20 protein-coding genes are annotated in these 24094 nt (G+C 30.3%); 8 read left to right on the forward strand and 12 right to left on the reverse strand.

Annotation, left to right across the window (positions count from 1 at the left end):
- Positions 1–6 precede the first annotated feature (6 nt).
- From hflC to M9C80_05390, 5 genes are read right to left on the reverse strand one after another with little or no spacing between them, the layout of a single operon-like run.
- Complete coding sequence (hflC, locus tag M9C80_05370; protein ID URQ69364.1) at positions 7–876, reverse strand: protease modulator HflC; 870 nt, start codon at positions 874–876, stop codon at positions 7–9.
- Positions 869–1921 carry an FtsH protease activity modulator HflK gene (gene hflK, locus M9C80_05375; protein ID URQ69365.1) on the reverse strand — a complete coding sequence of 351 codons (1053 nt, stop codon included), beginning with the start codon at positions 1919–1921 and terminating at the stop codon, positions 869–871. The genes hflC and hflK overlap by 8 nt, the downstream gene beginning before the upstream one ends.
- A 56-nt stretch (positions 1922–1977) precedes the next feature.
- Positions 1978–2907 (reverse strand): tRNA (adenosine(37)-N6)-dimethylallyltransferase MiaA, encoded by a 930-nt coding sequence (miaA, locus tag M9C80_05380; GenBank protein URQ70208.1) that lies wholly within the window; start codon positions 2905–2907, stop codon positions 1978–1980.
- Between the two features lie 6 nt (positions 2908–2913).
- Complete coding sequence (locus tag M9C80_05385) at positions 2914–3252, reverse strand: P-II family nitrogen regulator (GenBank protein URQ69366.1); 339 nt, start codon at positions 3250–3252, stop codon at positions 2914–2916.
- A gap of 10 nt (positions 3253–3262) precedes the next feature.
- Complete coding sequence (locus tag M9C80_05390) at positions 3263–4492, reverse strand: 3-deoxy-D-manno-octulosonic acid transferase (GenBank protein ID URQ69367.1); 1230 nt, start codon at positions 4490–4492, stop codon at positions 3263–3265.
- A 46-nt stretch (positions 4493–4538) separates the two neighbouring features.
- Here M9C80_05390 and M9C80_05395 point away from each other — a divergent pair, with 46 nt between their 5' ends.
- Together M9C80_05395 and M9C80_05400 are read left to right on the forward strand one after the other, a co-directional pair.
- Positions 4539–5414, forward strand: a complete 876-nt coding sequence (locus M9C80_05395; protein URQ69368.1) for a hypothetical protein — start codon at positions 4539–4541, stop codon at positions 5412–5414.
- Complete coding sequence (locus tag M9C80_05400; GenBank protein URQ69369.1) at positions 5404–6018, forward strand: class I SAM-dependent methyltransferase; 615 nt, start codon at positions 5404–5406, stop codon at positions 6016–6018. The genes M9C80_05395 and M9C80_05400 overlap by 11 nt, the downstream gene beginning before the upstream one ends.
- Here M9C80_05400 and M9C80_05405 read toward each other — a convergent pair.
- From M9C80_05405 to M9C80_05420, 4 genes are read right to left on the reverse strand one after another with little or no spacing between them, the layout of a single operon-like run.
- Positions 6001–6966, reverse strand: a complete 966-nt coding sequence (locus tag M9C80_05405; GenBank protein ID URQ69370.1) for a hypothetical protein — start codon at positions 6964–6966, stop codon at positions 6001–6003. The two genes, M9C80_05400 and M9C80_05405, sit on opposite strands and share 18 nt — an antisense overlap.
- Positions 6963–7670 (reverse strand): methyltransferase domain-containing protein, encoded by a 708-nt coding sequence (locus M9C80_05410; protein ID URQ69371.1) that lies wholly within the window; start codon positions 7668–7670, stop codon positions 6963–6965. The genes M9C80_05405 and M9C80_05410 overlap by 4 nt, the downstream gene beginning before the upstream one ends.
- A complete protein-coding gene (locus M9C80_05415; protein ID URQ69372.1) occupies positions 7657–8904 on the reverse strand; it encodes a glycosyltransferase family 4 protein in 1248 nt (415 codons plus the stop codon). Before M9C80_05415 ends, M9C80_05410 begins: the two co-directional genes overlap by 14 nt.
- Positions 8905–8910: 6 nt before the next feature.
- Positions 8911–9831, reverse strand: coding sequence for a branched-chain amino acid transaminase (locus M9C80_05420; protein URQ69373.1), 921 nt, complete (start codon positions 9829–9831; stop codon positions 8911–8913).
- A 65-nt stretch (positions 9832–9896) separates the two neighbouring features.
- Between M9C80_05420 and M9C80_05425 the strand changes: the two genes are divergently transcribed.
- The gene (locus M9C80_05425; protein ID URQ69374.1) at positions 9897–11261 is read left to right on the forward strand and encodes a phosphomannomutase/phosphoglucomutase; all 1365 of its coding nucleotides are present in this window, start codon (positions 9897–9899) and stop codon (positions 11259–11261) included.
- 2 nt (positions 11262–11263) lie between these two features.
- Positions 11264–11833, forward strand: a complete 570-nt coding sequence (gene slmA / locus M9C80_05430) for a nucleoid occlusion factor SlmA (protein ID URQ69375.1) — start codon at positions 11264–11266, stop codon at positions 11831–11833.
- Here the strand turns inward: slmA and M9C80_05435 are convergent.
- Positions 11830–14268, reverse strand: coding sequence for a PBP1A family penicillin-binding protein (locus M9C80_05435; protein ID URQ69376.1), 2439 nt, complete (start codon positions 14266–14268; stop codon positions 11830–11832). The two genes, slmA and M9C80_05435, sit on opposite strands and share 4 nt — an antisense overlap.
- Before the next feature lie 104 nt (positions 14269–14372).
- On the opposite strand from M9C80_05435, the gene aroK reads away from it, so the two are divergent.
- Complete coding sequence (gene aroK, locus M9C80_05440; protein URQ69377.1) at positions 14373–14882, forward strand: shikimate kinase AroK; 510 nt, start codon at positions 14373–14375, stop codon at positions 14880–14882.
- Complete coding sequence (gene aroB, locus M9C80_05445) at positions 14875–15942, forward strand: 3-dehydroquinate synthase (GenBank protein ID URQ69378.1); 1068 nt, start codon at positions 14875–14877, stop codon at positions 15940–15942. Before aroK ends, aroB begins: the two co-directional genes overlap by 8 nt.
- 3 nt (positions 15943–15945) lie before the next feature.
- On the opposite strand, the gene gltB is transcribed toward aroB, so the two are convergent.
- Positions 15946–20376, reverse strand: a complete 4431-nt coding sequence (gltB, locus tag M9C80_05450) for a glutamate synthase large subunit (protein URQ69379.1) — start codon at positions 20374–20376, stop codon at positions 15946–15948.
- Between the two features lie 89 nt (positions 20377–20465).
- Between gltB and M9C80_05455 the strand changes: the two genes are divergently transcribed.
- On the forward strand, positions 20466–22112 hold the full coding sequence (locus M9C80_05455; protein URQ69380.1) for a glutamate synthase subunit beta: 1647 nt from the start codon (positions 20466–20468) through the stop codon (positions 22110–22112).
- Positions 22109–23146, forward strand: coding sequence for a uroporphyrinogen decarboxylase (hemE, locus tag M9C80_05460; protein URQ69381.1), 1038 nt, complete (start codon positions 22109–22111; stop codon positions 23144–23146). Before M9C80_05455 ends, hemE begins: the two co-directional genes overlap by 4 nt.
- Here the strand turns inward: hemE and M9C80_05465 are convergent, their stop codons facing one another.
- Entirely contained in the window at positions 23147–24022 is an 876-nt protein-coding gene (locus tag M9C80_05465) for an acyl-CoA thioesterase II (GenBank protein URQ69382.1), read from the reverse strand.
- Between the last annotated feature and the right edge of the window lie 72 nt (positions 24023–24094).

Here is a 24094-nt window from a genome sequence, read left to right on the forward strand (position 1 = left end):
TCTTGATTACTCTATGTCTTTTTTCTTATTAAGATACTGAAAAAACTCAGAGTCTGAATCTATTAACATTACATCAGATTTATTTTCAAATGTTTCCACGTAAGCTTTCATGCTTCTTGTAAATTCATAAAATTCTGGATCTTGTGAGAAAGACTCTGCATAAATACCTGCTGCTTCTGCATCCCCTGAACCTCTGATTTGTTCAGCTTCTTTATAAGCCTCAGCCAATATTACAACCTTGTCTTTATCAGCAATAGCTTTAATTTCTCTAGCAATTTCCTTACCTTCTGATCTTAACTCTTCTGCCAGTCTGTTTCTCTCCGTTCTCATTCTTTCGTATACAGAACTACTTAGATTAGAAGGTAGATCAATTCTTTTAACTCTGAAATCAATAATTTCTACACCTAGATCAGCAACAGATTCATCAAGCGATGTTAGCATAATATTCATTAACTCATCTCTTTCACCTGAAACTACCTCTTTTACTGTTCTTTTACCAAACTCATTTTTAAGAACAAATTCAGACCTTTGACCTAGTAAACTATTAAGACTAAAAAAACTTCCATTGTTAGCTTTATAAAATGTTAAAACATCTGAAATTTTATATTTAATAAATGTATCTACTAATAGGTACTTACTTTCAACAGTAAGTATTCTGTCAGGTTGCTCATCTAAAGTTTGAATTCTTGAGTCATATTTTTTTACTTCTTGTATTATCGGTAATTTAAAATGAAATCCAACTGGGACATCTGTTCTTACCTGTTCACCGAACTGGAATACGATTGCCTTTTGCTTTTCATTAACTACAAAAATACTATTGAACAATAAGCCTATTATAAGAGCACCGAATACTAATAGTAATGTATTTTTATTCATCGTCATCTCCTTTTTTCTTATTTTCTTCCATAATTTTATCTAGCGGTAAATAAAGTAAGTTGTTTCCACCCTCAACATCAACCATAATTTTTGTTGAATTTGATAGAACTGATTGAAGAGCATCTAAATAAAGTCTATCCCTTGTAACCTCAGGTGCTTTTTGGTATTCATCTAATAGTTTATTAAATCTGTCTACTTCACCCTCTGCATTTGCAACAACTTCAAGTTTATAACCTTCAGCTTCTCTGATTCGTGCTTGAGCCTGACCTCTCGCTTCTGGAACAATTGTTAAAGCATATCTTTCAGCCTCATTCTGTAATCTTTCTTTATCTTCTCTTGCCGCAACAACATCATCGAATGCATCTTTTACGGCTGATGGAGGATCTGTCTTCTCAATATTTACTTGTTGGACAAGCAAACCTGTTGTATAAGAATCCAAATATAATTGCATTCTTGTTTGAACTTCTTGTGCAATATTTTCTCTACCCACTGTTAAGGCTTGATCAAGGGTATTATCACCAACTACATGTCTTAATGCACTTTCAAGTGCTTGCTTGAGACTAGCTTCTGGATCTTTAACATTCAATACAAAGTCCTTAAGATTTGAAATTCTGTATTGTGAAGAGACTGTAACATCTATTATATTTTCATCTTTAGTTAACATACTCACGGATTGGGACTCACGTCTTGTTATAGATACATTTTCAGTATATCTTTCATCTATAACTGGAATTTTAAAGTTTAAACCAGGTTGTTGTTCTTCACTAAATTTGCCAAGACGAAGGATTACTGCTCTATCAGTTTCATCGATTATATAAATTGATTGAAACGCCGTGATAACTAAAAGTCCAAAAAAAGCGTAACTTAAGACTCTGCCAATTGGCATTTTAAAACCACCATTTCCTCCAGAATTGTCTCCAGAGCCGTTTGAAGACGATTTTTTACCTCCAAGAATAGACGAAAATTTTTTCATTAAATCGTCAAAGTCTGGGGCTTCGTTTTTGCCTCCCCAGGGATCTTTATTATTTTGATTGTCCCAATTCACATTACTACCTCATATTTTCTATATTATAGTCCTAATGTATGGACTATGTATTATATTTAAAGTGTTCTTTCTAAAGTTTTCAATTTATTAAATATTTTTTGATATTTATTTTTAGATAAAGAATGTAGGTCTTTCCATGATCTCATCCAGGTAATTTGTTTTTTTGCAAGCTGTCTTGTTGCATATAGAGCTAAGTTGAACATTTCATCATTACTATATTCATTATTAATAAGTCCTATCGCTTGTTTATAATTAACTGATTTCCTTAATGGATGATCATCAGAAATCTGATAATTTTTTAACAATGCTTCAACTTCTGAGACTAAACCCTTTTCAATAATTTCAATTAACCTAATCTCAATATTTCTGTGAAGACTTTTTCTATCTTTTTCTTCGATTCCGTATTGAACAACATTATATTTCTCTTTTAGAAATACTGTATCCTCATCCAATAATAAGCTTGCTTTTTGACCGGTATTTTCAATTATTTCAAGTGATCTAATTATTCTTTTTTTATCATTTGGTTTTATCTTTTTAGCTTGTATAGGATCTTTTTTTTCTAGCATTGAGTGCAAATAATTTTTATCATCATTCATAAGGCCACTTAAATATTTTCTTAAATTATTGTCGCCTGGTGGTAGTTTATTTAATCCATCCAGCAATATTTTGAAATACATCATTGTCCCACCTACAAAAATTGGTATTTTTTTATTTTTGTGGGAATTTTTAATAAATTCATTAGCCTCTTTGTAAAAAGAGGAAACAGTGTAAATTTTATTTGGAGAAATATGATCAACGAGTTTATGAGGAAATTCTTTGAGAATTTTTTTTGATGGTTTTGCTGAGCCAATATTACAATCTTTATATACCATTACTGAATCAACACTAATAATATCTATTGCAAAATTTTTAGCTAATTCAATTGCAAGATTGGATTTCCCAACAGCCGTAGGCCCAAGAATAAAAATTATTGGTTTTTTACTAATACTAATTTACAAAGCTTCTTCGTTTAATTCACCAGTTCTTATTCTTATAACTTCTTCAATAGGGGTTATAAAAATTTTACCGTCACCAATTTTGCCAGATGATGCAGCATCAATAATTACTTTCTTTACTTCATCAACCATATCGTCAGATGTTGCGATTTCTATTTTAATTTTAGGCAAAAAATCTATTGTGTATTCTGCTCCTCTATAAAGCTCTGTATGACCTTTTTGCCTCCCAAAACCTTTAACCTCAGTCATTGTTAGGCCAGTAACATTGATTTTGTCTAAAGCATTTCTAACTTCTTCAACTTTAAATGGTTTAATTATTGCTGTGATAAGTTTCAATTTGATTCCCCTAAATTAAATTTAAAATATCTCTATACTGCTCTTTAGTTGCTCCTGTATTATTTTCTACAACTTTGTATGCAGCTTTAGCTATATCATCACTCAATGTACTATCATTAAGCAAGGTTTTAAATGCATTTAACAATTTATTTTTATTATCAATTTGTATACAAGCATTAGATTCTGTAAACAAATTTAGAACATCTTCAAAATTATACATATAAGGACCAACAATAAAAGGACACATATTAGCTGCAGGTTCAATAATATTATGGCCGCCCCTTTTTACAAGACTTCCACCTACAAAAGCTGCAATTGCATTTTTATATAACTGATTAAGCATTCCGGTTGCATTGATTATCAAAACTTCATTTTTATTAAAGTTTTTATAGGAGGAGACTATTTCACTACATATATTATTTTTATTTAAAATTTTTAAGATGGATTTTGATCTTTCAGGATGCCTTGGAACTATTATTAACTTTAATTCTGGAAATCTAAATTGTAGTTCTTTATAAACTTCAACTATTATTCTTTCCTCACCCTGATGAGTGCTAGAGGCAATAATATATTTTTTTAAACTTGATTCTTTAAGATTTTCTTTAAGAGAGTCATGCAAATCAAATTTAACTGAGCCTGTAACTTTTATATTTTGATTTTTAACTCCTAGATTTATGAATCTTTCTTTCTGGATAGTGCTTTGACAGAATACAAAAGTGAATTTTTTAAATGTATCACTCATAAGAAAAGGAACTTTTAAGTAACGTTTATAAGATTGTTTAGACATTCTTGCATTAGCAAGAAAAATTGGTATTTTCATATTATTTGCATATGCAATTGATGTGGGCCATATCTCAGTTTCAAATAAAATTAATGCTTTTGGATTAAATTTTTTAAAAAAATTTTTGATAAAAAAAAGAAAATCCCATGGTGCATAGACAATATTGATACTTGCGCTAAAAAATTTATTCGCTTCTCTATAGCCTGTTGGTGTAGAGACACTTAAGGTAATTTTATGATGTTGAGATAATTTTATAATTATATTTCTTGATGCAATCACTTCTCCAAGACTTACAGCATGAATCCAAACACAACTATCAAGATTTTTTGTTTGATATATACCAAATCTGTTAGAAATGTTTAATTTGTAGTCCTTATCCCAAATGCTTTTAAATAGAATTCTTAAAACCATGAAAGGTGCTAACAAAAATATTAAAAAGTTATATAAAAAAAGAATCATTTATGAATCATGCATACTAATAATGTAATAATACATTCAAATACTCATGAATAAAATCATACTTAATATTATTATTTTTTTTTGGAAACTTTTAATAAGGTTACCCAGATCTTTTCAAATAAAAATTTCAAAAATCCTCGGGGTAATAATCTGGACACTTCCTTTTAATAGAAATAAGTATTCAAAGATTAATATAGAATCATGTTTAAAAGATTTTTCAAATCAAAATAAGACACAAATTTATAGGCAAAATATTATTGCGTCAGGAAGAATTATTTTTGATACAGGCATTTCATGGTTTTGGTCTAATAAAAAAATAAATCGATCAATCAACTATGAAATGATTGGAGAAGAAAAAATATTAAAAGAACAACAACAAAAAAATGGCGTTTTATTAATTTTTAAACATTCTTTACATCTTGAACTCGACGCAAGATTAATAGGTATGAACTTAGAGGCTTATGGCGTTGAAAGATCTCATAATTCTAAAATATTTAATGATATTCAATCAACTGGTAGAAACAAAAGCTTATTAGGAAGTGCGGATAGAAGAGAACCAATTAAATTTATTAGGTGGTTAAAAAATGGAAAAACAGTTCTATATGCACCTGATCAAGACTATGGAAATAAAAATTCAATAACCGTCAATTTCTTCGGTCTTCCTGCCGCAACTATCAAAGCTCCATATAAAATTTTAAAGTCAACTAAATGTAAATTATATTTTGTAAATAGTTATATCAAAAAAGATAAATATTTTTTAGAATTTGAAAAATTAAATCTAAATGAATCAAGCGAAAAAGAATTTTTACAAGAATTAAATATCTTTATAGAAAGTAAAATTAGAAATCATCCACATGAATATCTTTGGCAACATAGAAGATTCAAATCTACTCTTGGAAAAGAAAATTTTTATGGAAAATAACTTAACAGATTTTAAAAAAATTAAGGGGTTTTTATGTCATGAGGAAGGACTATTTTTGCATAAGTTAGCAAAAATAAATTGTTCAAAATCTTTTTCAGTTGAAATTGGATCATATTGTGGTAAATCCGCATGTTACATAGCTGAAGCATGTAAAGAAAATAAAACTTATCTTATTTCAATAGATCATCATCAAGGTTCTGAGGAACAACAGTTCGGTGAAGAATACTTTGACAAAGAAATATATGATTATAAAAAAAAAGTTGTTAATACCCTTCCTCTATTTTTAAAAAATATAAAAAAATTTAATCTATCTAATTATATTAAGCCATTAGTTCTCTCATCTGAGGAAGCCTCAAAAATAGTGGATAATGAAATAGATTTAGTTTTTATCGATGGAAGTCATACATATAAATCTGCAAGATTAGACTTCAATTGTTGGAAAAATAAAATTAAGGTTGGTGGCATACTTGCCATCCATGATATTTATGATTCAGAACAAGAAGGGGGACAAGCCCCAAGAGAGATTTATGAAACAGCTCTAAAAGAAAACTTTGTCTTAGTTGATAGAGTAAAAAGTTTGGTGGCACTAAGAAAGATCTCTTAAAAGTAAAAAAACATTTTCATTTGTTTTGTTGAGATTACATAAAGCATGAGCGCCAATAATTATAGCAGCATTAGACCATGTTGAATTTTCTTCAGGCCAAAGTATATCTAATTCATATTGATATCCAGTTGGGAAAATGCCATCTGGATTTTGATATTTTAAAATATCTTTAAAAATATCTTTAGCAACCCTATGCTCACCACAAATAATTGCAGCTAGCAAACACTCAGAGCTTTCCGCTACTGTTACCCATGGTTCTTCCTTTACACATTTTACTCCTAACCCACTTACATAAAAATCTTCTAAATTTTTTTTAAAAACTTGTTGATTTTTCTTTACTCCAGCCATGTAGGGATAATAAAAATCCATTGAAAAACGCGATCTATCCTCACCATCTCTATCAAACTTCTGATCCCATAATGATAGATCTAAATTAACTGAATTATTATTTTTATATAGTTTTTCAGACATAATATTTGACATTGTTGCAGTAATTAATGAGTTGTCAGAATAACCTTTTTCATTCTTTGCCCAATAAAAATATCCATCATTGTCTTTAAAAGAATTTAAAGCATTAAAAATTTTATCGATTTTAAATTCGAATTCTTTAAACTCTTTAGATTTTCTTTTATGTAGTAATGAAGCTTGTTTTAGTGGAAAAATAATATATGGAGCATGGTGACTTTCAAAATAAAATTTACTAGGTTTACAATTTTGATATTCAGAATAAATTAGTCCATCATCGTTTAGATTTTTAAAAAACCATTCGACTCCTTTATCATAAGCCTCCCATTCTTCGTATATTGCAAGAGCAATTAAACACTCACAGTGATCCCATGGATCACATTTTCCTTTTTCATCCCATTGTATTGAACCATCGTTTAATTGATTTTTTATTATCCAATCTAATGCAGGTCTTAAAAGAGATTTATATTTATCCCAATTCATTTTTTTTCAAAATAAAGAGCAATGCTTTTTCCAAGGATAGGATTGAAAAATTGATCAATTAGATCAATCCATAAAGGTTTCTTAAGAATATGAGTTTCAAGAAATTTTTTATATGCTTTTATAAAAATATTAGTATCCTGCGTGTTCCAAAACAAACATCTAAGCCACCAATACGGAGAATGAATAGAATGAAACCTTTCAGAACATAAAAATAAAAAATCTTCATCACATATTTCTTTTATAAGCTTTCTTTTTTTAAAAATTCTTAGATGGCCGCCAGGTTGATTTTGATAGTCTTTAGATAGAAACCAACATATCTTTTCTGGAAATTCAGAGGGCACACTTGCTAAAAATTTACCACCAGATTTTAAGACTCTATTAATTTCCTTTATTGCATCATTATACTCATGAAGATGTTCGAGCACCTCAGAACATATTACTAAATCAAAAGTATTATCTTTAAATGGCAAGCAATATGCTGATCCACTTGTAAATGAGGTATCCTTGTTTGATATATCTTTAAAATACTCAAGACCCTCTAAAGATTTATCCAAAGATTCTAAATCTGGATCAAGACCAACACATTTGATGTTAGGAAATTTTTCCATCACTGCAAATATATGTCGACCTTCGCCACAACCTAAATCTAGCATTATCCCATGATCATTTGAGAGTGTAATTTTATTGAAATTAAATGTTAGCATTGTGCTCCTTGATGGTTTTCATAAAAATTTGTTCATAATTATCTATTACATTTGTCCAATTAAACCTTTCAATAACATATTCTCTTGCTTTTAATGAGTTTTTATTAAATTTCTCTCTATTTTTGAAAATTTCTTCTACTGCTTCGCAAATCGCCTCAGGATTTTTTGAAGGTATTAAAGTAGCATATTCTTTAACTAAATCAGGAATCGATGCAACATTTGTTGCAATTAATGGAATTGCGCAACTCATTGCTTCTATTGCAGGATAGCCAAAACCTTCATAAAGAGATGTGACAAGTGCAATTGAACTTTCAGCATATTGAAGTGATATATCTTCTTTACTTAATCCAGTTTTAAAATGAACAACGTCTATAATTCCTAAATTTTCTATGAGCTTTTGTGTATGTCCATCTTGCTTTATCTTTCCAATAACAATTAATTCAATTTTAGGATACTTTTTTCTTAACTTACTTATTGCCTTTAATGAAAAATCTAAACCCTTGAGAGCCACATCTGCACTTGCTGTTGTTATTAATCTAAAATCTTTTCTTATAATATTCTTATGTGGTAAAAATCTTTCGGTATCAATTCCGTTATCAATAACACTTATATCTTTACAAAGGCATTTAAAATCTGTTTGAATATCTTTTTTTGAGTTTTTAGAAACTGTAATTATTTTTAGTAACTTTGGAGCAACTTTTTTCTGCATTTTCAAAAAAGAATACCAACGATGTCGTGATAATTTGTATGTAAAACTATTTGAAAGGGTTAATTCAAATTCAAAATCTTTTGATATTGGATGATGTATTATTTCAATAAGAGGAAATATTTTTTGAATCTTCAATAAACCATAGCTTAATGATTGGTTATCAACGACAATATCGTACTTTTTATCCTTTATCCATGAAGAAGCTCTATAGCCAAAAGTTCTCATCTCAGGAAATCCTCCAAATAAGACTGAAAAAAATTCATAATAATCTATGATAGATTTTCCTTTTTTATAAAGAAACTTTTTTACTCTATCCTTAAACGAAAATGACTCAAACAAATCTAAACCAGGCAGCTTTATTAAATTTACATTATTACTGAGTATGGGGTATGGTAGTCCTGATAATACATCAACCAAATGTCCTCTTTCAGAAAGTCTTTTTGAAATGTCATGGATGTATATTCCTTGCCCTCCTCCATATGGAGCACTTCTATAACTTAAAATTAGTATCTTTAATTTTTGCAAAAGAATTTATTTGACGAAACTTAGCCAGTCTTTATATATTAAATTATTGCCAGAAACTATTTCAAGATATGTTCTTTGAAGTTTTTCAGTAACATCACCTCTTAATCCAATTCCTATGCGTTGATTATCAATCTTTGTTATTGGCGTTATTTCAGCAGCAGTACCTGTAAAAAAAGCTTCATCACAATCAAGCAACTCATCAAATTTAAGATTTTTTTCAATAACATCATAATTAAAATCTTTTGCAATTTTAATTACAGATTGTCGAGTGATTCCATTCAAACAATGTTCAACTGTAGGAGTATAAATAATGTTATCTTTTACAAAAAAGATATTTTCGCCACTTCCCTCAGAAACATAATTATTTTTATCAAGAAGTATGGCTTCATCTGCTCCTTTTTTTATAGCCTCATTAACTGCCATAGTTGAATTAATATAAGTACCAATAATTTTATTGCCTGAATGAAGTGGATCACTATATTGCTTGTAAGAAGATTTAATAATTGAAATGCCTTTTACTCTAGCTTCGGGGTCCATATATGAAGGCCATTCCCATGCAGCAATAGCAACGTTAACACTTAAGTCTTTAGCTCTAAGCCCAAGACCTTCACTACCTAAATATACAATTGGCCTTAAATAGCCTTCATCAAGATTGTTTATATTAAAAATCTCTTTTTGAATAGTATTTAGATAGTCTTTTGTATACGGGATTTCAATGGAAATTTTATCTGCAGCCTCAAAAAGTCTCTTTGTATGATCTTCTAATCTAAAGATTGCTGCACCATTTTTAGTTTTATAGGCTCTAACGCCCTCAAAAACACCTGTGCCATAATGTAACGTGTGAGATAAAATGTGAACAGAACTTTCATTCCATTTCTCAAAAGTTCCGTTTTTCCAAATAAATTTTGAATCAGTATTTTTAAACATCCTAAAAAGATATAATAAAGGTTGTTTATTATGACAAACTCACCAAGATAACTAAAGAAATAATTATGTCTGTTGATAGAACTATATTTCGAGAATATGACATTAGAGGTGTCTATCCATCTGATTTAAATGAAAAATCAATTGAGGTTATTGCAGATGCTATTTCAAAAAAATGCTTTAAAGAAAATATAAGATCTGTTGTTGTTGGAAGAGACGGAAGAAATTCTGGTCAAAGCCTTTTGAAAGCTTTTTCGGATAGATTGATAAAAAATGGAATAAATGTAAAGAATATTGGTTTAGTGACGAGTCCAATTCTTTATTTTGCAGCAAAAAAAGAAGTTAATAAAAGTGGCATTATGATTACTGGGAGTCATAATCCAAAAAATTATAACGGCTTAAAAATGATATTAAATGACGAGCCTGTATCTGGAAAGGAAATATTTAATTTAATTAACGAAGAAATAAAATTACCTTTACTAAATGCTAAAAGTGAAGAGATTGACATAATAGATGAATATATAGATGAAGTTTGTAAAAATATTTTCATAAAGACAAGAATTAGGGTTGTCCTCGATTCTGGTAATGGAGCTGCTGGCTGTGTAGCGCCAAAGCTATTTAAAAAATTAGGTTGTGATGTTATTGAGTTATTCAGTGAAATCGATGGTAATTTTCCTAATCATCATCCAGATCCTGGAAAGATTGAAAATCTGCAAGACTTGGTAAAAAGCGTAAGAGAAAATAATGCGGATTTAGGTATTGCTTTTGATGGAGACGGTGATCGTCTTGGAGTCGTTACCGAAAAAGGAGATATAATTTTTCCTGATAAAATAATGATGTTATTTTCAAAAGAAGTATTAAAAAGAAAAAAAGGTAAGGTAATTTATGATGTTAAATGTTCTAGAGATCTTGAATATATAATTAAAAAATATAATGGCGAACCAGTAATGTCTCCAACTGGTCATTTTCATATAAAAAATGCAATTAAAGAAACCAAAGCTATTTTAGCTGGTGAAATGAGCGGACACATTTTTTTTAATGACATATGGTATGGTTTTGATGATGGACACTATGCTGGAGCAAGAATGGTAGAAATAATATCTAATTCCTCCAGAAATCTCTCTAGTATTATCGATGATTTTCCAAAATCATATTCAACTCCAGAATTAAATATAAGTGTTACTGATGATACAAAGTTTAAAATTATTAAAAAATTCACCGAAGAATGCGAAATTAAAGGCGATAAAATTTCTATTGATGGATTAAGAATAAATTTTAAAAATGGATGGGGTCTTATAAGAGCATCTAATACCTCTCCAAATTTAGTTTTGAGATTTGAAGGAAGTAGTGAAAATGATTTAAATATAATTAAAGATGAATTTATTTCTGAGCTTTCACGGATTTGTCCTGATGTTGATATACTAATTAATTAGATATGAAAAAAGATAGAAAAAATATCATTCTCGAATCTTTGGCTAATCTGCTTGAAGAAAGAAATATGTCAAAAGTTACAACCGCCCTTCTGGCAGAAAAATCAAATATAACTGAAGCAGCTTTATATAGACATTTTCCTAGCAAGAGAGCCATATATGCTGAATTATTTTCTTTTTGTGACAATGCAATTTTTTCAAAATGTACTGAGTTAAAAAAACAAAAAATTTCATCAAAAGAAAAAGTTAAAAATGTTTTTCTATTTTTTATGATTTTTATTGAAAAAAATAAAGGGTTTGCTCGACTATTATCAAGAGAAGCTCTCTCAAATAATGAACAAAATGTTGTCGATTCAGTTAATCAATTTTATGATAGATTCGAACTATCTATTAAGCAAATGCTTAATGAAGATGCTAACGCCTTAATATCTCAACCAGGAATTTCTTCGCAATTGATAGTAACCTGCCTTGAAGGTAACGTAGGCAGATACATCAGATCAAAGTTTAAGGAAAATCCTAGTTCTTACATTGAGAATATATGGACCTTGCTTTCGATAAACATTTTTAAGAACTAATCATTTATATTTTCGTCTAAGAACAACTCAAAATAGGTTTCATCTGAAACAGTATTATCTATTTCTCCAGTATTTTTATTTATTCTTACAAAAGATATATTTTCTGGTATTTTGTTTGCTTCAAGATCTAAACTTTCATTTATTTGCATCATAAAATCACTCCAAATTGGTAAAGCAATTGTTGATCCATATTCATTTGAGCCTAAAGATGAAAAATTATCTGTGCCTACCCAAACAGTTGTTACTAAATCTTTATGAAATCCTGAAAACCAGGTACTAACAGAATCATTAGTAGTACCAGTCTTGCCCGCAATATCATTTCTTTGTAAATTTGATGTTTTTTTTCCAGCTGAGCCTCTTTTTAAAAAATCTTTTAATATATCTTTAATTAAGAAAGCAATACGTTCGTCGATAACTCTCTCATCTATATTAATTGGGTTTACAAGATAATAAGGTCTTTTCTTTTCAATTTCTAACGTATTCAACCACGGAAATGCTACAAAATTTGATTTAATATCAATATTTTCATAAAGTTCATGAGAAAAAATTATATTTTTACTTCTGTCTTCTATCCTTGAAATAAAATAAGGATCTTTTAGATAACCGCCATTGGCAAAGACGCCATAAGCTCTTGCCATCTCTGCTGGGGAAAAATTTCCAGATCCTAAAGCTAAAGATAGGTCTGGTGGCAATCTTGTTTTTTTAAAACCAAAATTTACTAGATAGTTTCTTGTTTTATCAATCCCTAGTTCTCGCAAAAGTTTAATTGAGACGATATTAATAGATTGTATTAATGCTTCTCTTATTGAAGTAAGTCCATAAAACTTGCCTGTATAGTTTTGAGGCTTCCAAACGCTTTCCAAATTAGCATCTTGAAAAGCAATCGGTGCATCATTTATTTGTGATGATAAGTTATAACCGTTTGCTAATGCGCTTGCATATATAAAAGGTTTAAAACTAGATCCAGATTGAGGATATGCGAGTTTTACTCTATCAAAATTACTTTTGTCAAAACTATATCCTCCTATATATGTTAGAACTGCACCTGAGTTAGGATTAATTGATATGATCGAAGCCTCTGCTTCAGGAATTTGATCTAATAATAAAAACTCATCGTCTTTTTTTAAGTAGATGATGTCACCAAATTTTAAAAAGTCACTGAAAGATTTTGGTTTAGGTCCAAATTTATCAATATCAATTCTTTTTCTTGCCCATTCATATTCATTAGTCCAATTAATACTTAAAATATTCAAATCCTCATCTAAGAAAAATAGTTTTTCATTTACTACTTCTATAACTATTCCTAATTTATGAGACTTATATGCTGGAAATGTTTCAAAAAGCTCATTTATTGTAAGAAAAATATTCTCATATTCGTATAAATTTCTATCAGAAAGAGCTTTAGTAATATTTTCTTTATTTAAATTTTGAAACTCTAATACTTCATTATTATTGAAATAATCTTCGATATTTTGTGAATCAATCCATCCATGCCTTTTATGATAAGCAGTTAGTTGATTCTTTAAACTTCTTAGAGCGCTCTTCTGATGACTTGAATTAATAGTTGTATATACTGACCAACCTTCATTATATGCTTTCAATCCATATCTATCTATAACTTCTTGACGAACCATTTCAGTTAAATATCTTGCATCAATCTCATATTGATTGATATTTTTGTATGTTTTTATGTTTTCTATAATTGATTGTTCGTATTCTAAGTCTGAAATCAACCCAAGAGCATTCATTCGATATAAGATCCAATTTCTTCTAATTTTTGTTCTAGATGGATTTTTAATTGGGTTTATTTTTGATGGAAGTTGAGCCATAGAAGCAATAGTTGCACTCTCAGATATAGATAAATTACTAACGCTTTTATTAAAATAAGTATTTGCGGCGGCCTCTATACCATATGATCTATTTCCAAGAAAAATCCTGTTTACATATAATTCAAAAATCTCTTCTTTTGATAATGTGCCTTCTAACTCGAGCGCTAAAAAAATTTCTTTTACTTTTCTTGAAATAGTTTTATCTCTAGAAAGTAGATATCCCCTTACAACCTGCATTGTTATAGTTCCTCCACCACCAGAACAACCATCTGATGAGATACATCTTACAAAGGATCTTATAAGTCCTTTGTAGCTAATTCCTTGATGATTAAAAAAATTAGAATCTTCTGCAGCAATAAATGCATTTCTTAAATCTTCAGGAATGTCTTTAAATGATATAGGTCTTCTTTTAATTTCTCCAAATTCACCAATTAGTACTCCATCCTCGGTATAAATTTTTAGAGGCATTTGAAGATAAGATTCATCTACTAAAGAAATTTCTGGCAAACTTGGTTTTAAAAAAAAGTATGAAAATAAAATTGTTAATAAACCTAATATGCAAACTGACATGCTTGAGAGAAATAAAAATTTTGCAACTCTTTTCATATTAGAAATATTACTATTAAAAAATATAGGGTAAAGCTTTTTTTTCTGTATAAAACTATTTTATATAGTTAAGTGTTAAAATTAACAAAAATTAATTTCCTTTTATGAATATATTTATAGTAGGTCCAATGGGCTCTGGCAAGTCAACCGTAGGAAAGATTATATCTAGTGAACTTTTTTTGACTTTTCTTGACACTGACGAAGAGATAGAAACAAGAACAGGTGCATCTATAGATTGGATTTTTGATCTTGAGGGTGAAGAAGGTTTTAGAAAACGAGAAAGTAAAATCCTTGATGAAATGGTTAAAAAAAATTCAATAGTACTGTCTACAGGTGGTGGGATAATATTGTCAGAACATAATAGAGAGTTGCTTTCCTCTAGAGGAAGTGTTTTTTACCTAGAAACTCCTATTGAAATTCAACTTGAAAGAACTTCTAAAGATAAAGATAGACCTCTATTAAAGGAGGGAGATCCTGGAAAAATTTTAAAAAAACTTCATGAAGAAAGGCAAGCGCTTTATGAAAACGTAGCTGATCACATTGTTAAAACTGAAAATAAATCAAGCCAAGAAGTTGCATCTGAAATTATAAAATTAATAAAAAATTATGCCTAAATCATTTAGTGTTGGTAAAGATACATCAAAATACAAAGTAGTAATCTCTAAAAATTCACTATCAAAAAAAAATCTTGATCCAGTAATTAATAAAAGTAATAAAGTAATGATTGTTACTGATTCAGGAATACCAAAAAAATATTTAAAAGAATTAAGATCGATCTTAAAAAATAAAACCTTATATATTCATATTTTAGAAAAAGGTGAAAACTCAAAATCGTCTCTTAATTTTTTTAAAATACATGGAAAATTATCTGACCTCAAGTTTGATAGAACAGACTGTTTGCTTGCTCTTGGTGGTGGGATGGTTGGAGATATAACTGGTTTTTGTGCTGCAACATATTTAAGAGGTATCCCATATATTCAAATTCCAACAACTTTATTATCTCAGGTTGATTCATCGGTTGGAGGGAAAACAGCTATTAATATAAAGCAAGGTAAAAACTTGGTTGGTGCATTTAATAATCCTGCCTTGGTACTGATTAGTACAAATTATTTAAGTACTCTTCCAAAAAAAGAATTCAAGTCTGGATTGGGAGAAATAGTTAAGTATGCATTTATCAAAAATAAGAAACTTTATAAATTACTAGAATTAAATGGCAATAAAGTTTTAAAAAAAGAACCAAAAATTTTAGAGGAAATCATTACTGAATCCATAAAAACAAAGGCAAAGATTGTAACTGAAGATGAAAAAGAACAAGGAATAAGAGCTATATTAAACTTTGGTCATACTTTTGGACATGCCATTGAAGCGTATGAAAAATATAAGGGCATTACACATGGAGAAGCTATAACTCTTGGCATGGTAATTGCGCTTAGAATATCTCTGTTGGAAAAACATATATCAAATACGAAGTTTTCTAAATTTGTAAGCCTTATAAAGTCTTTGCAATTAAATACTAATTTTAAAAAATATAAATATAATAAATTAAAGAAATTCTTAATGAATGATAAAAAAGTGGCTGATGGAGAATTAAATTTAGTTTTGATCAATAAATCTGGCTATGCATTTAAAACCAATAAATTTAAGACAGATAATTTAATTAAAGCTTTTGATTAATTTTTATGCAGCATTTGCTGTTGTAGCTTTTAATAAATCTTGAATATTTGATGCCGCTGGCATAACTAACCAAAAATATGGCTCAAACTTTTCAAAATCATCTATAAGTTCTTTTGCTTTACTGCTTTTCGTTTCCTTATAGTGCTTTGCAATGAGTTCTTTCAAGTGTTTTCTGTGCGGTTGCATATCTTCAGTTATTATTCTTTCTATATTAACAAGGCCTCTATTGCATTTATCAAAAAAACTTTTATCTTCGTCTAAGACATATGCAAAACCTCCAGTCATTCCTGCACCAAAATTAGCTCCAACAGAGCCCAAGACTGTTATTTGTCCACCTGTCATATACTCGCAGCAATGGTCTCCCGCACCCTCAATAACTGCTTGCGCACCTGAATTTCTTACACCAAATCTTTCGCCCGCTCTACCAGATACATATAATTCACCGCCAGTAGCACCATAAAGGCATGTATTTCCAACCAAAACATTATCAGATTCTGAGGAGTATGAGCTGCTGTTTTTTATAACAATCTTTCCTCCATTCATACCTTTGCCAACATAATCATTAGCATCACCTTCTATGCACAATTCAACTCCATTAGCATTCCAACAGCCAAAGCTTTGTCCAGCTGAGCCATTAAAATTAACAATTAATGGTTTCGAAAGTCCTTTTTCTCCAAACTTATCAGCAACATATCCTGAAACAGATGCACCAACAGATCTATCAGTATTTGAGATTTGATAATTTAAAGTAATGCTTTTGTTTCTGTTTATATGTTTTTTTGAATCTTTCAAGATTTTTTTTGCAAGCGTTCCCTTATCCCAGGGTTCATTCTTTTTAGAAGTGCAAAAAAAGGACTCTTTTGAATTATTATCTTTAAATAGTAAATCGCTTAAATCAATTGATTTGTAGTGATTCTCCACATTAGTTATCTGCTCCAAATATTGTGTTTGACCAATAATATCGTCTAATTTTTTTACACCCATTTTAGATAAATGATTCTTTACATCATTTGCAATAAATTCAAAGTAATTCATTACTCGTTCTTTCTCACCAATAAAATGATGATTAATAAGATCATCTCTTTGTGTTGCAACCCCGGTCGCACAATTATTTAAATGGCATATTCTTAAGTACTTACAGCCCATCGCTATCATAGGACCAGTGCCAAAACCAAATGATTCAGCACCTAAAATAGCTGCCTTAATAACATCTAGGCCTGTTTTCATTCCACCATCTGCTTGAAGTCTAACTTTATGTCGAAGTCCACTGTCTCTTAAACTCTGGTGGGCTTCAGCCAAACCTAACTCCCAGGGAGATCCTGCATATCTTATAGAAGTTAGAGGGCTTGCACCTGTGCCACCATCATGACCTGAAATTGTTATTAGATCTGCATACGCTTTTGCTACTCCTGAGGCTATCGTGCCTACTCCTGGTTCAGAAACCAACTTAACAGAAACTAAGGCTTTTGGATTGACCTCTTTTAAATCATAAATTAACTGAGCTAAATCTTCAATGGAATATATATCATGATGTGGAGGTGGTGATATCAAGGTCACACCAGGTGTCGAATATCTTAACTTTGCAATTAATTTATTTACTTTACCTCCAGGTAATTGTCCACCCTCGCCTGGTTTTGCACCTTGCGCAATTTTAATTTGTAAGACTTCTGCATTTACTAAGTAATGAGGCGTTACTCCAAATCTTCCAGATGCGACTTGTTTAATCTTTGAGGTTTTATCAGTTCCGTATCTTTCAATAGCTTCTCCGCCTTCGCCAGAATTTGACCTTGCACCAAGGTTATTCATTGCTTCGGCGAGAGTTTCATGCGCTTTAGGCGATAATGCTCCTAAACTCATGCCAGCTGAATCAAATCGCTTTAATATTTCTTTGCTCGATTCAACACTTTTTATATCGATGCTTTTTCTGTTTGTTTTGATTTCTAAAAGATCTCTTAACATTGCAGGAGGTCTTTTATCTACAAGATTTGAATACTCCTTATATGATACCTCTGAACCAGTTGAGACTGCTTCTTGTAGTTTTTTAACAATCTCTGGATTATAGGTGTGGTATTCGCCTCCATGAATATATTTTAATAAGCCTCCTACATTCATATCACTTAAATTAGATCTTGCATATTCATCAATAGATCTGATTTCTTTGTCAAAGTCATTAAAGTTTCGTCCTCGAATTCTGCTTGTTGTGTTTGTGAAACACAGGTCAACAATATCAGAATTTAATCCTACAATTTCAAATAATTGTGAACCTCTATAGCTCGAAATTGTTGAGATACCCATTTTTGATATTATTTTTAATATGCCTTTGTTAACACCCTTCCTATATCGAGCACAATTTTCATGAGGCGAACCTTTGAGTTCGTTTTTGTTAGTTAAATCTAATATTGTTTGATAGGCCAAAGTAGGATAAACAGCAGTTGCTCCAAAACCAATTAAACATGCAATTTGATGAGTGTCTCTTGCTGAAGATGTTGTTATAACAATATTTGCATCTGATCTTAATCCAAGCTTAACAAGTTTTTGATGAACACCGCCCACAGCAAGTAAAGCATTAATGGGTAAAAAACTAGCATCCGGCAATTCTTCTTTAAGATGAATTATTGCGTAGCCCTTTTTTACACTACTTACAACTTGATTTTGTATATTTTTTATTGCTATCTCTACTGATGAGTTTTTTGGATAAGATAATGGAATTTCTTTTGTCTTAAAATAAGGATTTTTAATAATTGACTGGAGTTTTTTATGAGATAAAACTGGTGAAGTTGTTACCAATCTTTTTGCGTGATCTTTAGATTCCTCATAAATATTTAATTCTGGACCAAAACATGTTTCCAGTGACATAACACTTCTTTCTCTCAAAGAATCTATAGGTGGATTTGTTACTTGTGCAAATTGTTGCCTAAAATAATCATATATTTGTCTATGCATTTTGCTCATTACTGCTAGAGCAGTGTCATCACCCATGGAGCCTGTACCCTCTTGGGATTCAATTGCTAAAGGTTTTAACACTGAAGTTCTCTCTTCTTTAAATAGTAGAAAAAGTTTAGATGAAGTATTAAATTCATCAGCAGGAATTGCTTTGAGCCCTGGACCCTCAAATTTATCTAGACTTGATTCTATGTAAATTGCGTTATTTTTTAACCATTTTCTATAGGGGTTAGTGCCTTTTAAATCATTATCAATTGGATTTTCATTCAATATTTCACCAGTTTCTGTGTTGATTGCCAAAATTCCACCTGGCTGAATTCTTCCTTTTGTAATAATTTTTGATTCTTTAACAGGATTAACTCCGGTTTCAGAGGCAATCGTAACGAAATTATCTTTATCAATCTGATATCTAGCCGGTCTAAGGCCATTCCTGTCAAGCATACAAACTGCCCACTTGCCATCTGACATGACTATACCAGCAGGACCATCCCAAGGTTCCATATGCATAGAGTTATACTCGTGGAAAGCTCTTATATCTGCATCCATAGATTGTGTATTTTGCCAAGCGGGTGGAAGAACCATTCTTATTGCTCTAAATAAATTGATGCCACCCTTAATAAGAAGTTCTAGCATATTATCTAGTGATGAAGAATCAGATCCTGTTTCATTAACCAATTGTTTGAATTTTTGGATTTTTGGAATTAGTGGCGTAATAAATTTAGATGATCTCGCTTTTACCCAATTTCTGTTACCTCTAATTGCATTTATTTCTCCATTATGAGCTAACAATCTGAAAGGTTGTGCTAAATGCCATCTTGGACTTGTATTTGTAGAAAATCTTTGGTGAAAAACACAAGATGAAGCCCTAAAGTCTTTTTGACTTATATCAATGTAAAATTCTTTGATTGCGTCAGGTAGCATTAAACCTTTATAGACAATAGTTTTAGATGAAAAGCTACAAATATATAAAGTTTCGTCATCTAAATATAATTCCTCAATAAATTTGCGGGCTTGGAGCAAATTAGTCTCAAACTCCTGATCATTAAAAACTTTCTCATCTAATGTAATAAATAATTGATATATATTTGGTGCGTACTTAAATGCTATTTTCCCTAAAATATTTTTATTTACGGGTACATTGCGACAAGCTAATAACTTTAATTTTTCTTTACCTAGAATTTTCTTTATTTTGGGTAAAATCTTTGAAATATCGTCTTTATAAAAAACTTGGCCAATTGCATAGGTTTCAGGTAGTTTGATGTTTTCTTCTTTAAGTAAAGTATTTCTATAAAAATCATGGTCTATGTCAAATAGTAAACCACAACCATCACCAGTTTTTCCATCAGAGCCTATAGCACCTCTGTGCGCCATGCTTTCCAGAGCTTTGATAGAATTAATAATTAATTTGTGCGATTTTTCACCATGAATATTAGTGATTAAGCCAAATCCACAATTGTCTCTAAATTCTTGTTTTTTAATTAATCCAGGCATGTTTCTCTAAAAGTGAAAGATAATAATATCACAGAATTCTATGATTTGTATAAAAAAAGTGTCATACTATGTCATACACACTTTGAAAAATGAAGACTAAAAATAAACAATACAGAATTGAAAAAGGACTTCTCCTATTTACTCAGCCAAGATCACCCTATTTTTATGGAAAGCTAAGAGTAAACGGTAAATATATAACACAATCTTTTGCTCCCATATTAAATATTGAGGATGCGAAAAGACATTTATATAAATGGAGAGATGAAATTATTGGTAATGGTTCTTTTGGAACAACAAGCAGTGATAGAAACGAATATATCAATCATGAAAAGTTGGATAATGATTTTCAATTTTTGGATGTTGGAAGATTCGATCCAAATAAAAAATCTATTGAAGAAAGGAAGATTAGTTTTGTAGAAATATATGATGAATATAATCAAGTAAATGCATCTAACCAAGCACATAGATGTCTAGATTGTGGAAATCCATATTGTGAGTGGAAATGTCCTGTTCATAACTACATTCCAGATTGGTTAAAATTAGTTAATGAAGGAAATATAATAGAGGCTGCGGAGTTATGTCATTCAACGAATAGTTTACCGGAGGTTTGCGGTCGCGTTTGTCCTCAAGATAGGTTATGTGAAGGTGCATGTACATTAAATGATGGTTTTGGTGCTGTAACAATAGGCTCAACTGAAAAATATATCACCGAAAAAGCATTTGAGATGGGCTGGAAGCCAGATATGTCATTTAGAAAATGGACAAATAAAAAAGTAGCAATAATTGGTTCTGGTCCTGCAGGTATTGCATGTGCTGATGTTTTAACAAGATCTGGGGTTAAAAGTCATGTATTTGATAAAAATCAAGAGATTGGTGGTTTGTTAACATTCGGTATTCCAGAATTTAAACTTGAAAAATCTGTTATAAAAAGAAGAAGAAAAATCCTTGAAGAGATGGGTGTTGAGTTTCATTTAGGCAAAGAAGTAGGTAAAGATATCCCATTTAAAAAAATATACGATAAATATGATGCGGTATTTTTAGGTATGGGAACATATACTTCTTTAGAAGGAGGTTTTCATGGAGAGAAGCTAAATGGAGTATATAAAGCAATTGATTATTTAATATCTAGTACTAATAAGCTTCTAGGTATAAAAGATAAGCAAAACAAATTTATAAATTTAAAAGGTAAAAATGTAATTGTTTTAGGTGGTGGTGATACTGCGATGGATTGTAATAGAACAGCAATTAGACAAGGTGCAAAGTCTGTAAAATGTTTATATAGAAGAGATGAAGAGAATATGCCAGGATCAAAAAGAGAAGTTCTAAATGCTAAAGAAGAAGGTGTTAAATTTGAATTTAATATACAACCGATTGATATTGTCGGTGATGAATATGCAGAGGGGGTTAAAATAGTAAAAACAAAGTTAGGAGAGCCTGATCAAAATGGAAGAAGAGTCCCTATTCCTATTCCAGGATCGGAGGAAATATATGAAGCAGATGCGGTAATTGTTGCTTTTGGTTTTAGAGCGAGTCCATCAGAATGGTTTAAAGATTTTAAAATTAATACTCATAAAAATGGTTTAGTTGATGCTGAAGAACATCAAGAATATAAATTTCAGACTACAAATAACAAAATTTTTTCTGGTGGCGATATGGTAAGAGGATCAGATCTAGTTGTCACTGCTATTTGGGAAGGCCGTGAGGCAGCTAAAAGTATTATTAAATATGTTTCATGAATTTATCCCAACCAATATTTCTTAAGGCACTAAATAAAGAAATTTTAGATACTCCACCAATTTGGTATATGCGTCAAGCTGGAAGGTACATGCCAGAATATCAAGCTGTAAGAAAAAATTACAAAAATTTTCTTGATATGTGCAAAGATCCAGATACATGCTGTGAGCTTGCATTGCAACCAATAAATAAATTTAACCTAGATGTAGCAATACTTTTTTCAGATATTTTAACAATTCCTGATGCTATGAATTTAAATGTAAAATTTATTGAAAGTCAGGGTCCCGTTTTTAATAACCCTATAAGAAGTCCTGATGATATTTTAAATATCCAACAATTCGATGAAAGTAGACTTTTGTATGTATACAAAGCAGTAAGTAACATAAAATCTGCTTTGCCAAAAAATATTCCATTAATTGGTTTTTCCGGTAGCCCATGGACATTGGCGGCATACTCTATTGAAGGAAAATCATCAAAAGACTTTTTAGTTACTAAAAATTTTATTGATCACAATGAAAAAGAAACTCATTTGTTTCTAAAAATATTAACAGAGGCATGTTTTAAATATCTCAAAAAACAAGTTGAGTCTGGAATTGACGTGATACAAATATTTGATTCTTGGGCAAACCTGCTTTCTGAAAAAAATTATGCTATTTATTCCTTAAATTATATTGAAAAGTTAGTTTCAAAATTAAAAGAGGACCCTATTACCTCAAATATTCCAATTATTCTTTTTGCAAGAAGCCCCAAGTGCGATCTTGATGAGCTTGCTTTATCTAACATAGATTGTTTAAGTCTTTTTTGGGATGTAAACCAAATGGAGAGTTTAAAATTGTCAGGTAAAGTTTCTATTCAAGGTAATCTTGATCCAAAAATTCTTTTAGAATCAGATGAGATTATAAAAAAAGAAACATTCAAGATCTTAGATACATATAAAAACTATCCTGGTTATATATTCAACTTAGGGCATGGGATTACACCCAACATAAATCCAGAAAAAATAAAGTTTTTAACTGAAATAATCAGGTCAAGATAATTATTTTTTTTCAGGCCAAAGTCTAATTAATCCCTCCTGTGTGCAGGAAGCAACTAAATCGCCGGTTCTAGAAAAAATTGAGCCCCTTGAAAAACCTCTTGCATTCCTCGTAATTGGGCTATCAATTGAATAAAGAAACCAATCATTCAAATCAATTTTTCTATGAAACCACATAGCATGATCTAAACTAGCATTTTGAAAATTTTTTGTTAAAAAATTAACTCCAACAGAATTATTTGCAGCAGCTAGTAGTCCCATATCTGATATATATAACAAAAAAGCTTGTTGAGAAATAAGATCTTTTGGCAATTTACCCTCAGCTTTAATCCAAGTATTTTTATAAGGAGGCAATTTTTTTGGATTAAAATAATCTTGAACTTCAACAGGCCTCATTTCAATCTCTCTTTGTTTGAGAAACATTGGCATGTCGCCCTTATCCATATTTAATTTCTCAAGTAAAGCTCTTCTATTCTCAATCTCACTTTTTAAGTCTTCTGGTTTTGGCACATCAGGCATTTTTATTTGATGCTCTAGTCCTTTTTCTTCTTTTTGAAAAGAAATTGACGAATTAAATATTGCTTCTCCATCCTGAATTGCTTTTACTGTTCTTGTAGAAAAGCTCTTACCATCTCTAATTCTATCGACAGTAAAAGTAATAGGCTTTTCCATTTGACCCGGTCTTAAAAAGTAAGAGTGGAATGAGTGTGCAAAATGTTTAACATCAATTGTTTTATATGCAGCTATCAAAGTTTGTGCCATGACTTGGCCGCCAAAGATTCTTTTATAGCCAACATTCTTTCCAGACCAGCTATAAATATCCCTATCAACTTTATCTAGATTAAAAAGGCTTAAAGATTTTTCTAAAAGAGATTTCATGGCTTACAAATATCTTATGAATTATTGATATTCTATTTTACATTAGATTCTTTCATAAAAAACTAGAACTTT

Source organism: SAR86 cluster bacterium (assembly GCA_023703615.1).
Lineage (GTDB): Bacteria > Pseudomonadota > Gammaproteobacteria > Magnimaribacterales > D2472 > MED-G85.

Bases quoted from the DNA above. Each gene is read 5' to 3' on its own strand.
- M9C80_05390 (URQ69367.1), bottom strand. From the start codon at position 4,492: ATGATTCTTTTTTTATATAACTTTTTAATATTTTTGTTAGCACCTTTC.
- hemE (URQ69381.1), top strand. From the start codon at position 22,109: ATGAATTTATCCCAACCAATATTTCTTAAGGCACTAAATAAAGAAATT.
- M9C80_05395 (URQ69368.1), top strand. From the start codon at position 4,539: ATGAATAAAATCATACTTAATATTATTATTTTTTTTTGGAAACTTTTA.
- M9C80_05455 (URQ69380.1), top strand. From the start codon at position 20,466: ATGAAGACTAAAAATAAACAATACAGAATTGAAAAAGGACTTCTCCTA.
- M9C80_05465 (URQ69382.1), bottom strand. From the start codon at position 24,022: ATGAAATCTCTTTTAGAAAAATCTTTAAGCCTTTTTAATCTAGATAAA.
- M9C80_05400 (URQ69369.1), top strand. From the start codon at position 5,404: ATGGAAAATAACTTAACAGATTTTAAAAAAATTAAGGGGTTTTTATGT.
- M9C80_05425 (URQ69374.1), top strand. From the start codon at position 9,897: ATGTCTGTTGATAGAACTATATTTCGAGAATATGACATTAGAGGTGTC.
- M9C80_05410 (URQ69371.1), bottom strand. From the start codon at position 7,670: ATGCTAACATTTAATTTCAATAAAATTACACTCTCAAATGATCATGGG.
- aroK (URQ69377.1), top strand. From the start codon at position 14,373: ATGAATATATTTATAGTAGGTCCAATGGGCTCTGGCAAGTCAACCGTA.
- M9C80_05435 (URQ69376.1), bottom strand. From the start codon at position 14,268: ATGAAAAGAGTTGCAAAATTTTTATTTCTCTCAAGCATGTCAGTTTGC.
- gltB (URQ69379.1), bottom strand. From the start codon at position 20,376: ATGCCTGGATTAATTAAAAAACAAGAATTTAGAGACAATTGTGGATTT.
- M9C80_05420 (URQ69373.1), bottom strand. From the start codon at position 9,831: ATGTTTAAAAATACTGATTCAAAATTTATTTGGAAAAACGGAACTTTT.
- M9C80_05405 (URQ69370.1), bottom strand. From the start codon at position 6,966: ATGAATTGGGATAAATATAAATCTCTTTTAAGACCTGCATTAGATTGG.
- aroB (URQ69378.1), top strand. From the start codon at position 14,875: ATGCCTAAATCATTTAGTGTTGGTAAAGATACATCAAAATACAAAGTA.
- slmA (URQ69375.1), top strand. From the start codon at position 11,264: ATGAAAAAAGATAGAAAAAATATCATTCTCGAATCTTTGGCTAATCTG.
- hflC (URQ69364.1), bottom strand. From the start codon at position 876: ATGAATAAAAATACATTACTATTAGTATTCGGTGCTCTTATAATAGGC.